The sequence below is a fragment of the Micromonospora sp. CMU55-4 genome (genome assembly GCF_011602315.1).
GTDB lineage: Bacteria > Actinomycetota > Actinomycetes > Mycobacteriales > Micromonosporaceae > Micromonospora > Micromonospora chalcea.
The window spans coordinates 1-13285 of record NZ_JAAOLH010000018.1 but is presented as its reverse complement, the minus strand read 5'-3'; the positions used below and the strand labels follow the sequence as shown (position 1 = coordinate 13285).

General features: G+C 67.0%; 13 protein-coding genes, 1 tRNA gene and 1 other RNA gene. 9 read left to right on the top strand and 6 right to left on the bottom strand.

The genetic code is table 11. The annotated features are described in order from the left end of the window. Window positions 1-21: 21 nt before the first annotated feature. Window positions 22-111: signal recognition particle sRNA small type (gene ffs / locus HA073_RS25710), an RNA gene on the bottom strand. An 81-nt stretch (window positions 112-192) separates the two neighbouring features. Between ffs and HA073_RS25705 the strand changes: the two genes are divergently transcribed. After that, window positions 193-277: transfer RNA gene (locus tag HA073_RS25705), tRNA-Ser, on the top strand. A 240-nt stretch (window positions 278-517) separates the two neighbouring features. Here the strand turns inward: HA073_RS25705 and HA073_RS25700 are convergent. Together HA073_RS25700 and HA073_RS25695 are read right to left on the bottom strand one after the other, a co-directional pair. Further along, window positions 518-1093 carry an SLATT domain-containing protein gene (locus HA073_RS25700; protein ID WP_166457491.1) on the bottom strand — a complete coding sequence of 192 codons (576 nt, stop codon included), beginning with the start codon at window positions 1091-1093 and terminating at the stop codon, window positions 518-520. Window positions 1094-1166: 73 nt separating this feature from the next. Continuing rightward, window positions 1167-1643 carry a hypothetical protein gene (locus HA073_RS25695; RefSeq protein WP_166457490.1) on the bottom strand — a complete coding sequence of 159 codons (477 nt, stop codon included), beginning with the start codon at window positions 1641-1643 and terminating at the stop codon, window positions 1167-1169. A 680-nt stretch (window positions 1644-2323) separates the two neighbouring features. On the opposite strand from HA073_RS25695, the gene HA073_RS25690 reads away from it, so the two are divergent. Beyond that, entirely contained in the window at window positions 2324-3745 is a 1422-nt protein-coding gene (locus HA073_RS25690) for a PASTA domain-containing protein (RefSeq protein WP_166457489.1), read from the top strand. Window positions 3746-3791: 46 nt separating this feature from the next. On the opposite strand, the gene HA073_RS25685 is transcribed toward HA073_RS25690, so the two are convergent. Then, the gene (locus HA073_RS25685) at window positions 3792-5012 is read right to left on the bottom strand and encodes an RNA polymerase sigma factor (RefSeq protein WP_166457488.1); all 1221 of its coding nucleotides are present in this window, start codon (window positions 5010-5012) and stop codon (window positions 3792-3794) included. Continuing rightward, window positions 5009-5341 carry a YciI family protein gene (locus HA073_RS25680; RefSeq protein WP_064446821.1) on the bottom strand — a complete coding sequence of 111 codons (333 nt, stop codon included), beginning with the start codon at window positions 5339-5341 and terminating at the stop codon, window positions 5009-5011. Before HA073_RS25680 ends, HA073_RS25685 begins: the two co-directional genes overlap by 4 nt. Before the next feature lie 164 nt (window positions 5342-5505). Between HA073_RS25680 and HA073_RS25675 the strand changes: the two genes are divergently transcribed. From HA073_RS25675 to HA073_RS25665, 3 genes are read left to right on the top strand one after another with little or no spacing between them, the layout of a single operon-like run. After that, window positions 5506-6018, top strand: a complete 513-nt coding sequence (locus tag HA073_RS25675; RefSeq protein ID WP_166457487.1) for an NUDIX hydrolase — start codon at window positions 5506-5508, stop codon at window positions 6016-6018. 51 nt (window positions 6019-6069) lie between these two features. Continuing rightward, a complete protein-coding gene (locus tag HA073_RS25670; protein WP_166457486.1) occupies window positions 6070-6684 on the top strand; it encodes a hypothetical protein in 615 nt (204 codons plus the stop codon). Next, window positions 6681-7202 carry a hypothetical protein gene (locus tag HA073_RS25665; protein ID WP_166457485.1) on the top strand — a complete coding sequence of 174 codons (522 nt, stop codon included), beginning with the start codon at window positions 6681-6683 and terminating at the stop codon, window positions 7200-7202. The genes HA073_RS25670 and HA073_RS25665 overlap by 4 nt, the downstream gene beginning before the upstream one ends. A gap of 240 nt (window positions 7203-7442) precedes the next feature. On the opposite strand, the gene HA073_RS25660 is transcribed toward HA073_RS25665, so the two are convergent. Next, window positions 7443-8426, bottom strand: a complete 984-nt coding sequence (locus HA073_RS25660) for a hypothetical protein (protein WP_166457484.1) — start codon at window positions 8424-8426, stop codon at window positions 7443-7445. Between the two features lie 301 nt (window positions 8427-8727). On the opposite strand from HA073_RS25660, the gene HA073_RS25655 reads away from it, so the two are divergent. From HA073_RS25655 to HA073_RS25640, 4 genes are all read left to right on the top strand, one after another. Next, complete coding sequence (locus HA073_RS25655) at window positions 8728-10245, top strand: hypothetical protein (protein WP_166457483.1); 1518 nt, start codon at window positions 8728-8730, stop codon at window positions 10243-10245. A gap of 1342 nt (window positions 10246-11587) precedes the next feature. Continuing rightward, window positions 11588-12118, top strand: coding sequence for an RNA polymerase sigma factor (locus HA073_RS25650; protein WP_166457482.1), 531 nt, complete (start codon window positions 11588-11590; stop codon window positions 12116-12118). Further along, window positions 12108-12272 carry a hypothetical protein gene (locus HA073_RS25645; RefSeq protein WP_166457481.1) on the top strand — a complete coding sequence of 55 codons (165 nt, stop codon included), beginning with the start codon at window positions 12108-12110 and terminating at the stop codon, window positions 12270-12272. Before HA073_RS25650 ends, HA073_RS25645 begins: the two co-directional genes overlap by 11 nt. Window positions 12273-12381: 109 nt before the next feature. Next, on the top strand, window positions 12382-12882 hold the full coding sequence (locus tag HA073_RS25640; RefSeq protein ID WP_166457480.1) for a hypothetical protein: 501 nt from the start codon (window positions 12382-12384) through the stop codon (window positions 12880-12882). Window positions 12883-13285: the final 403 nt, after the last annotated feature.

Below are 13285 nucleotides of genomic sequence, written 5' to 3'. Positions count from 1 at the left end.
GTTACCCGGCCCGGGAGACAGAAAGGCCTCCCGTGCACCCGGCAGAGCTCGCTTATCCTTGCTGCCTTCCGGCCCTGGGGAGGTTCACGAGGTACCGCCGCACGGGAGGTGACGCCAAGCCTACCCGAAGGGTTGTGGATCTTCCGGGAGGGTGGGGTGGCCCGCCGTCGCGGGACCTGTATCCTGGCTCGCGGAGGATTCGCCTAGAGGCCTAGGGCGCACGCTTGGAAAGCGTGTTGGGTTTACACCCTCACGAGTTCGAATCTCGTATCCTCCGCTCGCTTGAGCAGGAAAAACGACAGGGCCGGCCCCCACGGGGACCGGCCCTGAGTCGTCTCTACGGTCGCTGCCGTCTCAGTTGTCGTCTCACTTGCCCTGCTCTGGCCCCACTGACAGCCCGTCGCACAGGGGCCGCTGCTCGCTGGTCAACGCTCAGGCCGGGTTGGGGTTGTGCCAGTCATGACTTGGTGAGCGACGGCCATCTGTCGGCGGCACGTAGTGTCGCGACACCGCATGACTACCTGACAGTTGCTTGGGAAATCGGGCCGGGCTGTTGGGTGTCGCCCTGTCGCCTGAACTCCACCCACTGCCGGCTAACATCCGCCCAAATCTGTTGTTGATCGGCAAAGAAGCGATCCATTTGTTCACGGGTGACCTGGTCCGCCGGATTAGTTACAAGGACATAGTCGATTTCGTCGCGCAGGCGGTTGAGGCGGTAGCGCGTCTCTTCCATCAAAATCCATCGCGATCGCCAGTTATGGAACAGTTCGAGTGATCCCAGCAGCGTTACCACTGCGACCATCGGCAACGCGATCGATGCATTAAACGGGATCTGTGGGATTCCTAGGACCACCGTCGACAGCGCGGTCAAACCGAGCGACAGCCCTTTGGACCAGGTTGAACGACGACGGAATCGTGTCTTTCGCGAATCCGCCCATTCCATGTCGGCGGAAACAAGCTCTCGGAAGGTGGTAAGCGCCTCCGGCAAGGGTAGGGCCGTCCGACGGCCAGCCAGGACCAGGAGCCCCTCCTCAGAGGCCGCCTGCTCGGCAGCCGCCGTCGGTTCCTTGCCACGCTCGCGTTCCTGGGTCATCGTTCAATTCAGGATGATGCCAGGCGTTCAGAAGAGTTGGTTGCCGGATAGCCGACATTCCAGGAACCGAGGGTCACAGCCCGCGAGGGGGGCCGTCTCCGTAGAACCACGCCGTAGTGCCGGGCGGTGGCGGTGGCAGGTCGCCCCGAATTAGGTTGAATACGGCTACAGCGAGGTCAGCCACGGCAGATGTGTCGACAGACGATGCGCCGTGCAGGAACACCGCTTGTTGCTCGACGACGTAGTGCTCGGCTGCGTCTGCGGCCGTGATGTGGGGACGTGCTCTCAGTCGTTGAGCCGCCCTCGCGAACAGTTCCAGCAGTCGTTTTCGCTGTCGGCCGGTCAAGCCAGCCGGGACTTCGAGCCCTAGGCTTCCCCGTGCGTTGACTGCCATGCCGAGGTCGCGGCGAAGGGCGTCCCACCACGGTTCGCCGGCCAACTCTGCGGCATCGGCGACGTGCAGCACCTCAACCGCCAAAATCGTGAGGTTGATGTCATACGTCCAAAGCCAGTGATCGTCGTCCAGGATCACAGCAACGGTCTTGCTCAACCGGCCCCTCCCCCAGCAGCAACAGACTCGGCCACAGCGCCCATCAGTCTGCCCGGCGGCTGGCGCGGGAGGCGGGAAGCCGGAGGGCTGCCGCGGAACGACAGGCCGTTGAGCGGGAAGTTGGTGGGCTGGCAGCCAGCCGGGGGCGCGGCGGCCGTCGCACCGGCGCACCGTGGGCCGAGTCACCGCCGGCCGGGGCAGGGATGCGGCGCGGAGTGTGCGGGGCCGACCCTTCGTCGTCTCTGCGGCTGCTCTCGTCTCAGTTGCCCTCTTCCTGCCGCCGTCATCCTCGCCGAACTCCCCAGCGGGTGTCCCAGAGCAGTCCGCTGAGCTGGGCGGCGTCGCGCCGCACCTGGTCGGCCATGTGCCGGTACCGGACGGTCATCCACGGAGGGACCAGCACGTCAGGCCGCCGCACCGACCAGCGTCACCATGATCATCCGATTGCTGGATGGCACGGTCGCGAGGCCGGATACGAAGCTACGACGATGGTCATCTTGATACGTACCTTCGACGGAATCGAGCTGGCCTGTTCCGAACCGGTCCCTGCTGGGCGGCGGCGCCGATCGGCAGCACCGACGCGGGTCCGCTCGGACCCATCGTCACGAAGGTCAGTGACCTCCAGACCGGCATCTCCGGCCGGACAGAGAACGCGCTGGGCGGGCTGACCCGTGTCTGCCATGTTTCGTCTGACGGGCAAGCCCGTCGCAGACATCCTGCTGATCTTCCTGTGGTGGCCGATCGCGGCATCGGTTCTCCTCGTGGTTGGGCTGTTTAGCCTGATCTCCGCGGCGAATCGACGCGTGGATGAGGCTGACCGCCGGGCCGGGAGACGGCCGCGCTTCCCGATGGATGAGGGTGCCAAGGCTGCCCGCGCACAAGCAGCTCATGAGTACACCGGTCGGCTTCCGGCCACTGATTCTGACCGGGAGGTCGCGGTTGAGATCGCATCCCGGCCCTTGTCCGAAAACGGAATCACGAACGACGAGCTGAATCAGCTCGCCGACCTGAGGCTTGCGCTGGGCGCGGCGACGACGCGAGGCGAGCTTGCCGCCATCGCCGACGTGCCACTGGAGACCTTCGGTCCCGTGAAGGCTGCCCCGGAGCCGGTCCTTCTTCGGTTGAAGCGCCATGGCGCACTCATTGCCGCAATGCTCGGCGCCTTACTGATCGTCCTTGGCGGCGTGGTTCAGGAGTACGGCATCGCGCTCCTCGGCTGCCTGGCGATCACCGCGGCCGTCGCGGCTTGGACATGGTCGCGGGCGCACGGTTCAAGGGTATGGAAGACGGTGGGCCTGGCGTTCCTCGCCTGGGCCGTTGCCATCTCCATCGCTGCGGTCGTTGCGCCACCGCCGGAAACAGGGCCGAAGTCCGTCGGTCAGGGGAGGCCGGCGCCCCTGTACGGAAGAACAACAGAGCCCGCCACGCCGAGCACCGTCCCGGTTGTGCCGACCGTTCCAGACGTAGTGGGCTTTGACCTCCCCAGTGCCCGCAGCTCGATCGCCGCCTTCAACCTCCGTTCGAGGACCTCAGACGCCGCGCCTCTCTGCAGGAGGGCGTGGGATGCCAGCTGGACCGTCATTGCGACAAGCCCGCCTCCGGGCAGAGTCGTCCCGCCGGACGAAACCATTTCACTGCACGTACTCAGGGCAGAAGAAGCGGCATGGTTCGCTGCTCATCCGACGATGCCCCGGCTCCCGAAGGGCATCGCGGCGGGGAGTACGACCAAGGACGACGGCCCGCTCGCCGGTCTGCAGCAGTTGGTCCTGTTCCGCTACGCCAAAGGTATGGCACAAAAGGGTGCGCTTACCGCCGTCGACCGCCCCTGCTCCCCGTACAGCAACGAGCCGCCAGAGGAGGTGGCGACACGGGCCGGGCTGAAGGTGTCCCATTCAGGATCATCGATCGTGGTGGGAAGCATCCCGGCGGCAGGGCAACCGGTTCGACCGGGCCAGTTCATCGTCCTGCTGGTGCGCGATCAGGAGCAACGGCCGACGCCGAAGGGCTCCAGCAGTGGACGTCCCCCTCTCCCGCCACGTTCGGGCAACGACGATGACGACTTCAACATCCCCGGGTGGCTCTGCCCCACCCGATTCTGCTGAACGGGGGTATCGCTCGCATCAGTGACGGCCCGAACCGCGGTGTCCCTCACCGGCAGCCCAACTGGTCCCGGCGCCGCCTCAAATACGCCGTCTCCGCGCTGTTCCCCGCCAACTCGATCGCCCGCTCGTACGCCGCCCGCGCCTCCCTACCCCGCCCCATCCGCCGCAGCAGCTCGGCCCGCGTCGCGTGGTACGCGTGATACCCGTCCAGCGGCAACCCCTCCACCTCGGCGAGCGCCACCTGCGGCCCGTCCAGTTCGGCGACCGCCACCGCCCGGTTGAGTCGCACGATCGGCGACGGGTCGACGCGTACCAAATGGTCGTAGAGCGCGGCGACCTGCGACCAGTCGGTGTCCCGCGCGTCGCGGGCGTCGGTGTGGACGGCGTTTATCGCGGCGAGGATCTGGTAGCGGCCCGGCGGCCGGCCGGCGGCGATGCACGCGCGGACCAGGGCGTGGCCCTCGGCGATGAGGTCGCGGTCCCAGGCGCTGCGGTCCTGCTCGGCGAGGACGACGAGTTCGCCGGTCGCGGAGACCCGGGCGGGCCGGCGGGCCTCGGTCAGCAGCATCAGAGCCAGGAGACCGGTGACCTCGTGGTCGGCGGGCAGCAGCGTACGGACCAGCCGGGTGAGCCGGATCGCCTCGCCGGTCAGGTCGGCGCGCACCGCCTCCTTGTCGGGGTCGGAGGCGAGGTAGCCCTCGTTGAAGACCAGGTAGAGAACGGCGAGCACGCCGGTGACGCGGGCCGGCAGGTCCTCGCGGGACGGCACCCGGTACGGGATCCCGGCCGCCTTGATCTTCGTCTTGGCCCTGGTGATCCGCCGGCTCATGGCGGCTTCCTGAACCAGGTACGCCCGGGCGATCTCCGGCACTGTGAGTCCGCCGACCAGGCGCAGCGTCAGCGCCACCCGCGCTTCCATGGCCAGCGCCGGATGGCAGCAGGTGAAGATCAGGCGGAGCCGGTCGTCGTCGATGACACCGAGCGGTTCCGGCACGTCGGTCAGCATCAGCGCCTCCCGGTGCTTGTCCTCCCGCCGGCTCTCGCGCCGGATCCGGTCGACGGCCCTGCGGTACGCGACTGTGGTGAGCCACGCGCCGGGGTTCGGCGGCACGCCGTCGGCCGTCCAGCGTTCGACGGCGGCGGCGAACGCCTCGGCGGTCATCTCCTCGGCCACGTCGAGATCGCCGATGCGCCGGGCGAGCGTGGCGACCACCCGGGCCCACTCCTCGCGGTGGACCCGGGTGAGCACCTCGCCGATGTCTGTCACGCGGTCAGGAACGGCCGCAACTCGACCCGCCTGTTGCACCGTTGCGACGCCAGCGCGGCGAGCGGGAGCGCCACGTCGAAGTCGGGCGCCTCGATGATCCAGAACCCGCCGACGTACTCCTTCGTCTCCACGTAGGGGCCGTCGGTGAACACCGGGTTCCCGTCCCGCGCGTCCACGACGGTGGCGGTCTCCGGTGCCGCGAGGCCACCGGCGAAGACCCAGTGGCCGTCGGCGCGCAACCGCTCGTTGAACTCACCGATCGCGGCCATCTCCGCCTCGGTGGCCGAGCCGGTCGTGTCGTCGAGTACGGAGATCAGGTACTGCGCCATCGGTTCCTCTTTCGCCTTCCCCGGCCGCCTCGCGGCCACTGTCACCCCGGCTACGAACGCCTCCACCCCGATCCGACCACCTCCGCCGAGATCGACCAGGCGATTCTCGTACGCGAACGCCGAGGCCGCTGCCGACGGCGTGAGGACGGCCGACAATCGTCGGCATGGCCGACGAGCGTCCCCTGTACGAGCGAGATCCGGCAGCCTGGCAGGCCCACCTCGCCGAGGGCAACGCACGGCAGCCCCGGAAGCGGGTGGGGGCCGACGTACTGCTGCGCAACGGTGACGGCGACGTCCTGCTGGTAGATCCGCGCTACAAGCCGGACTGGGACCTGCCGGGCGGCATGGCGGAGGCGAACGAGCCGCCGCACCTGGCCGCCGAGCGGGAGGTGCGCGAGGAGTTGGGTCTCGAACTGCGCGTCGGACCGTTGCTGGTGGTGGACTGGGTTGCACCGCACGGCCCGTGGGACGACAGCCTCATGTTCATCTTCGACGGCGGTGCACTGCCTCCCGCCGAGCCGTTGAAACCGGCTGACGGCGAACTGGCTGACGCACGATTCGTTGCGCTCGATGATGCGCAGGCGCTGCTTCGCCCGTACGTTTGGCATCGGCTGCGTCACGCGGTGGCCGCGCTGAGCGACGGACGCCCGAGGTATCTGACCAACGGAGCCACCTGAGATCGTCGTACACATGTTCCATCCACAGCCTGTGGACGCCGAGAGGACCGGATGAGTTACCAGCTCAGCGCCGTGGTCGCCGACGTCGAGCTGCTTCGCGAGCAGACCGCCGACCTGGACCACGCGGTACTCGCCGCGCTCCGTCAGGACTTCGCGCTGCTGCCGGTGACCCCGCAACTGGTGCAGGAGCTGACCGGCGGGCTGCCGGACTTCGCCACCGACGAGCCGCGCGCCGAGCGTCCGTTCCGGCTGGTGCTCTCGCCGCCGCTGGCGGAGGTGCTGGCCCGCTGGTCGACCAGCGGCCCGATCGCGTATCTGGAGGCGGAGTTCGCGGGCGGGCTGGGCCACCAGTCGGCGGTGGTGTGGCTCGGCGGCGAGGTGAGCTGGGGGCCGCGGTACGACGCCGCGCTGGACCGGCCGCGTACCGAGTGGCCGATCAACACGGCGCTGGCCAGGCTGGGCGCGGAGCCGGGCGCGTGGATCGACCCGTTCGCCGAACTGGGCCTGCACCTAGAGCGCGACACCGACGGCTGGCTGACGCACGGCCGGCGCGGGCTGTCCGCCGACTACTGGGACGAGCTGGCCGAAGAGTGGGAACTTCGCCAATCCGGCCAGCACCAGCAACCTCATCGCCCCGGTCCCGTTGGTGACTGGGGGATTGCATGAAATTACGACAATTCGGCTTTATTGCCGCACTGCTTGCTGCCGCATCAGTGGCGGGCAGCGGCGTTCATCCACAGTGGCCGGCCCGGCCCGTCGGCGCCGCCCAGGTGGTCAGCCTGGAGGGCCTGCGCGACGCGGAGTTCGGCGCCACCGAGGCGGACCTGACCCGCCGCGGCGTGCTGCGCGCCGACGAGGAGGCCTGCGGGCCCGCACTCGTCGGGCACGGGGCGGTCAGCCCGATCTTCGTCGACGACCGGCTCGTCCTGCTCTGGCTGGACGACCCGATGAGCACACCGGAGGGCATCAGCGCCGGCACGCCGATCGGCGAGGTCCGCGCCGCGTACCCCGGCGCCACCGACCTGCCGGCGCCGCCCGGCAGTCACCGCTTCGCCGGGCTGCTCGCCCGCGACGGCGACCGCGCGTACCTGTTCCTGCACGACGGCGTCACCGTCCGCGAGATCATCGCCGGGTACGCGGACTGGGCCCGCCGCCTCTTCGACGAGGGCTACGGCCCCTGCTGACATTCGGCTCGACCACCTGACTGCGGCGATCACGTGCTCGGGCTCATGGACCGCATACCGGAAGCCGCGATCACCTGCTTCCTCGACGCGGTCGAGGCGCACCGCCCCGCCCGTCTCGCCGTGACCTCGCCGACGCGGCCCCGAGGCCACCAACGGAGGGTCATGTTCCGGCAGTGCTCGTCGCCGGTACCGCGCTGACCAGGCCCCGGCAGCGAGAACGCCCGGCCGAGCTGACAGCGGTCAGTACTTCCGCGACGGCTCGGCCGGCCCGGCGCCCGGCACGCTCGCGGGCAGTGCCGGTTGCAGGGCCTCCAGCGCCCGGCTGACGCCCAGGCCGGCAAGGATCGCCAAGGCGAAGACGACAGTCGGCAGCCACCGGGGGCCGTCCGCGACGAGGATGATCATCTGCACCAGGCACAGCAGGGTGACCCCCAGCACGGTGCCCGCGAAGCCGCCCCGCCCGCCGGACACGCTCACGCCGCCGAGCAGGACGGCGCCGGCCACCAACGTCAGCTGGCCGATGTCGGCCGATGCGGTTGCGGCGCCGATCCGGCCGGCCAGCAGGACTCCGGCCGCACCCGCGATCAGGCTGGAACCGCCCAGGCCGATGACCGCGCCCAGCAGCCGTGCACCGAACGGCGACGGCGGCTCCCCGGCGACGACCCGGTTGCCGCTCAGTGCCCGCCGCACCGCCGGGATCGACCACACCACCGCGCCGCCGATCGACAGCAGGAGAAACAGCACCAGCCACCCGGCACCGGCGCCGTCGGACCGGATCCAACCTTCGCTCGCGAGCCGCCGCGGACCGCCGCTGTCGGTGGTGGCGAGCAGAATGCCCTGTGTCAGGGCCAGCCCGCCCAGCGACACCGCCCATCCGGGCGCCTGTAGCAGCCCGGCGATCAGGCCCATCCCGACACCGAAGAACGCCGCGGCGGCGATCGCGGCGACCGCCGCGACGAGGACCGGGGCGCCGGCGTCGAGCACCTCCGCGTACGTCAGGCCGGCGAGTGCCGCGACGGCGACGACCGCGAGGTTGGGCGTGGCGGTGCGCAGCGACAGCGCGAAAGCGGTCGCCAACAGGCCGGCGGAGGCGATGTTGAACACTAGTGGCGACAGCCGCGACCCGTCCTGGGAGTACCACACCACCGCGGCGACGACGGTCAGCGCCAGCAGCACCGCCTCCCAGATCAGGTGGGGCCGGAAGGAGCCACCGGAACGGGACATGACCGGTCCGGCAGGTGCCAACGGTTGTTCAGGCGTGAGAACCACAGCGATTCCTCCCTTGAGCGGACGCTGACACTAACCCGCAGGACACCGCAGATACACGAGCCCGAATACCTAGGGCGGGCCGGGGTCGAGTGCTCAGATCCGCCCGGACGCCCGCAGCAGCAGCCGGGCGCTCTCCAACCCGCCGGCCACGATCGCCACGGCCCCGGTGAACTGCCCGGCCAGCAACCCAGGGGCCAACGCTGTCAATGACGGATGTGCGACACTTTAGAACAGTCCAGGTGGCAATAATTGCCGGATGGAACAAGTTCAGCCAATGACGCAGGTGCCATCGCCGGCGCCCGCAGAGCCCGACCTTCAAAGGAAGCATGAAGTTAGCACCACCAGTGACGATTTCGTCGGCGATGAGGACGACGATATTCTCGATGAGGAGACTGGTCAGCGAACCGAAACCGAGGATGAGGTTGACCTTGCCATCGCCAGCCTCGAAGCCAACGGATTTGAGTTGGTACCCGTTGAGCCACGTCGCGGCGGCAGGGTGCCGGGCGAGAATTGGTACCGAATAATGCCGCCCGGCCAGGGCAACCGGGACGCTATCGGCCTACTCCCTCGTATTTCTATTCCCGCCTTCCTCTACGAGAGGCAGGAGAACTTCTCAATACACGAGGGGAACCTCGGGCTCTCCTCGCCCGACGGGCGATTCGTCGAGTTCATGATTTCAAGGGAGAACTTTCGACAGAGATACATACCCCCCAATCATCCCTACATCTCACCTCGAATGCGATGCATTTCTGCGGAACTAGATCCGAGCCATGAGGTTCAGTTTCCCACCCTGTTTGGCAGGCTGCACCTTGAAACTCGGCCAACCCTCTCTAGCCTCAAACGTGCGATCGTCGTCTTTCACGCAGGGAACAGAAATGGTGACTGTATCGAGATCTCATCTCCTAGTGCCACGCTGGCTGCTCGATACTTTGAGCTGGTGACGCGCCCATTCCTAGCAGACCCGGTGACCGCCAACTCCGTCAAGGTTCGCTTCCGGGAGCCTTCGTCTGCTGATATTGCCGTCAAGCGGGCCAAGGATGTGGTCAGCGCGTTCTTCTTCGAGCTGTCTGCCATGAGGCGGGGCGCACCAAGGCTGCACGAGCCACTGAGAGAAAGAGAACGGCTTCCCACCCCAAGGCAGGACGAGCCGGCCATCGTCCGGTTTCCGCCCCAAGTTGTCGATGCCCGAGCGAGCGCCTTGTTCGTAAGTGCAGAGGACGCAGTCAGCCCGGTTTCTCGCTACTTGACATACTACCAATCGATTGAATATTTCCTGCCATTCAGCGATGAGCGGACCAGCATCGCACGTCTAAGGAGAGACATATTCAGCCCTGGCTTCGATCTCGGCAACGATACATTCTTGCTTAAACTTGTTCGCACTGTAGGCAAGCAGACCTCGAAGAGTGAGCGGGAATCCTTCAAAGATCTAATTGGCCTTACTCTGACCCAGGAAAAGGCCGAGGCCCTCGTCAAAATAGCGCGCAGCAGACGCCAAGACCACTTCACCAAACGGGGGCCAATTGCGCATGTGGGTTTAATCAACACCTCAGAAAACGCAAAGAACAAAGACACCGTGAGCGAGATAGCAGAGCGGATCTACGATCTCCGCTGCCGAATAGTGCATTCGAAGGCGGCTGGTGGATCCGTTGGGGCGGACCCATTGTTTCCTACCGACGACGAGGCAAGTTTCTTGACCCCGGATATTGAGCTAATACGCCTAGTCGCGATCGAGGTAATTACCATGTTTGCCACACCTAACGCCAACTTTGCCTGAAGCGGTAGGTGCCATCCCCGTCTGCCATCGACCCGCCCTGCTGGGGAGCGGGCCGCCGCCCGGCCCGCCACGTCAAGCGGACCTTGACGCACGGTCGGACGCTGGCGGGTTGAGCGGTCGTTTGCTCGGCTTGCCCGGGTCGATGGCCAGCGGGATGGCTCCTTCCGCAACCACCCACGGACCGTGACCCGCCGACGGAGCCCCGGCCATCCTGGGGCCGGAGCGCCCCCGGCCGGAGGCGCAGTAGCAGCAACCCCGCGACCGCCGCCAGCTCGCCGACGCGGCCGGCGTGCGCTCCCCCACGCCGCGCGGACTTGTGGCCGCGCGGCCCGGCCGGCCGCGGCCGTGATGGGCATCATGGGCTGGTCGAATTCCGCCATGACGGCTCGATATCAGCACCTGACTGCACACGTCCGCCGGGACATCGCCAAGCGTGTCGGCGGTCTGCTGTGGGAACGCCCGCCGGACGGCGCAGACGCGCCGAAAAGTACCAACTGAGACCAGAAACGGAACACCCGGCCGATCCTCATGGATCGACCGGGCGTTCCCGCTGTTCACGAGCGGTGGCGGAGGGATTTGAACCCTCGGAGGGCGTAAACCCTCACACGCTTTCGAGGTCTGCGACCACGCGTCCGGGCCGGTCCGACAGCGCACATGACCAGCAGTCCGGTTGTCCGTCGTACCATCATGGACGACCACGTACGGCAGTGAATGAGACCACGGTTGAGACCGTCCGCCCCTGACTGAGTGGGGCGTTGTCGAGCCACGATGCGTCATCGACACCTGGCGGTTGCACGACGCGACCCTCGCGGCGCACCTCACTCATGAGCCTCCCGAGCGGGTGGCAGGTTGGAGAATCAGGTGCCCGAGACGGTGAACGGCTCTCCGGAACTCGCCATGGGCGAGACGGGGGGGCGAGCCGGCCGAGCGGCGGCCCGAGGGTCGCGACGACACAGGCAAGCTCCTGGTGGTGATGAACGGGGCCTTGGTCGGGGTTCCCTCCGCGTACGCGGTGTCGAACTCGCTCGCCGTCACCGCGGTCGCCGCCGTGTTGGCGGTCGTCATGGTCCTCGCGTTTTTGGCGCGCCGAGCCCGGTGATCCCCGGTTGGCCCTCGGGGTTCTTGCCGAGCGGTTGCACGCTGAGCCCTCGCCCGGTACTCAACTAACGAGGGCCAGGTAGTTGGACATTGGCCGTCGTCACGCACGACGACCGATGTGCGCGCTACCTGGCGCGCAGCGAACCGGAAGGTCCGGGACGCATATGCACGCAGGAAGGGTGATTTTTATGCGCAAAGCAGAGCGGAGGCTCTGGTTTGTCCAGAGAGAACGGAGGAATGAGACATGCCGTCACAGACCGAGATCCAGCTCACCGAGGAGCAGGTGGCAGAGTTCGCCACGTACTACGAGGGCGACTACAAGCCCCTGGTCGGACTTCTGATCCGCTGGGGGGCATCCCGGCACGAGGCCGAGGACGTCGCCCAGGAGGCGATGCACGTCGCCCTCATGAATTGGCCGACCATCAAGTCACCGAAGTCCTTCACACGGGCGGTCGCCCTCCGGAGCCTGCATCGCGGCTGGCAGGTGGCCGAGCGGGACGTCACTGCGGCGCGGCGGGTGGCGCAGGACGTCACGATGGAGTCTTTCGATGCCAACGAGGACCGGCCGGAGGTCATGAGCATGTTGCAGGCGCTGCCGGAGGCCCAGCGCGTCGTCTTCGTGCTGCACTACGACGGCTACGGGCACACCGAGATTTCCGAGATCACCGGACAGCAGCGCGACACCGTGCGGTCGAATCTGCGGCACGCCCGTCAGAAGCTCCTCCGCATGCTGGACCCCGAGTCGACCCGGAAGGAGGCAACCCATGGACCATGACAAGGAGCACGAACTCGACCAGCTCATGGACCGCGCGTCCACGGCCGTACTGAAGTCCTTGGACGCCACGGTCGACGTCAAGCAGCGCCTGCGGGAGCTGTTCCGCCGGGCCGGCGTCGACCCTGAACTCGCGCCCGGGTCCCGGGGCCGGTAACCACAGCAGGAGATAGCAGGGCCCCGCTTGCGCGGGGCCCTGCTGACCTAGCGCCACCCACGTCCGTAGGCTGATCAACAATGATGCGAAAGACCGAGGAGCACCTCAGTTGACCGCCACGAACAGCGTCGCGATAACAATCGCAGCCGCGAGCGCTTTGATTGCGCTGGCGAGCATGGCAGTTTCTACAATGACTTACCGACGGGGTGCCCCGCGCATTAAGCTCACCTACGAAGACTTTTCGTGGAACTACGTCGACGGAAGCCTGCACGGATGGCCGACGCACCTTGAGGTCCAAATTCGAGTTACGAACATCGGAGCGGTTCGGACGTTCGCCGAAGAGGCAGGGGTGGTCTTGTATACGAGGGTCCCGAAGCGAAGGATGGGGAGGAGGGGACACCTCGTGGGCTGGAAATGCAATGAGTCACCCCTCCTGGTCGATAGCTTCGATTCCGAGGTCGTGAGCATGACGGTGCCTTTAAGGATTGCGGAAGGTCCATCACCGATACACAAGGCGACGGTGTCCGTTGAGGCACGAGCTTTTGTCACGATGAAGACTGGAAAGAAGCGTCGCACGCTGCGGCCGATCGCCGCCCGCCAGAGGCGTTGAGATAGACGTATGAGTGAGTCCTGATTTCCTAGTAGGCGAACCCGCAGCGCCGGTTCGCGGCACGGCGCACTCTGACACCTCGCTTACAAGCTCTGTGCATCACGTCCGCACGCGTCCAGGAACGGCCGTACGCTCGGAGCATCGTCCATGCCAGTGCTCCTCAGCTCCCCGTCGGGGCATGCCGGACTGTGCAGCGCACGCCATCCTCGATCAACTTGGCCGACTCCTTCGGAAGTAGTCATCCAGGGCCGGCCTCGCTGAGAGGCCGGCCCTGGCTTTCGTAGTTGCCGCCGGCAGAGCCCTGGACGACACAACGTGCGCTGCTCGCCTCCTTCCTTGTACCGGGTCCCGAACTAACCTCGTCTCGACTTGGCGTAGTCGATAAGCCTTCGCACTTCATCAG

Bases quoted from the DNA above. Each gene is read 5' to 3' on its own strand.
- HA073_RS25700 (WP_166457491.1), bottom strand. From the start codon at position 1,093: ATGACCCAGGAACGCGAGCGTGGCAAGGAACCGACGGCGGCTGCCGAG.
- HA073_RS25690 (WP_166457489.1), top strand. From the start codon at position 2,324: ATGTTTCGTCTGACGGGCAAGCCCGTCGCAGACATCCTGCTGATCTTC.
- HA073_RS25680 (WP_064446821.1), bottom strand. From the start codon at position 5,341: ATGGCGCAGTACCTGATCTCCGTACTCGACGACACGACCGGCTCGGCC.
- HA073_RS25675 (WP_166457487.1), top strand. From the start codon at position 5,506: ATGGCCGACGAGCGTCCCCTGTACGAGCGAGATCCGGCAGCCTGGCAG.
- HA073_RS25670 (WP_166457486.1), top strand. From the start codon at position 6,070: ATGAGTTACCAGCTCAGCGCCGTGGTCGCCGACGTCGAGCTGCTTCGC.
- HA073_RS25665 (WP_166457485.1), top strand. From the start codon at position 6,681: ATGAAATTACGACAATTCGGCTTTATTGCCGCACTGCTTGCTGCCGCA.
- HA073_RS25660 (WP_166457484.1), bottom strand. From the start codon at position 8,426: ATGTCCCGTTCCGGTGGCTCCTTCCGGCCCCACCTGATCTGGGAGGCG.
- HA073_RS25655 (WP_166457483.1), top strand. From the start codon at position 8,728: ATGGAACAAGTTCAGCCAATGACGCAGGTGCCATCGCCGGCGCCCGCA.
- HA073_RS25650 (WP_166457482.1), top strand. From the start codon at position 11,588: ATGCCGTCACAGACCGAGATCCAGCTCACCGAGGAGCAGGTGGCAGAG.
- HA073_RS25645 (WP_166457481.1), top strand. From the start codon at position 12,108: ATGGACCATGACAAGGAGCACGAACTCGACCAGCTCATGGACCGCGCG.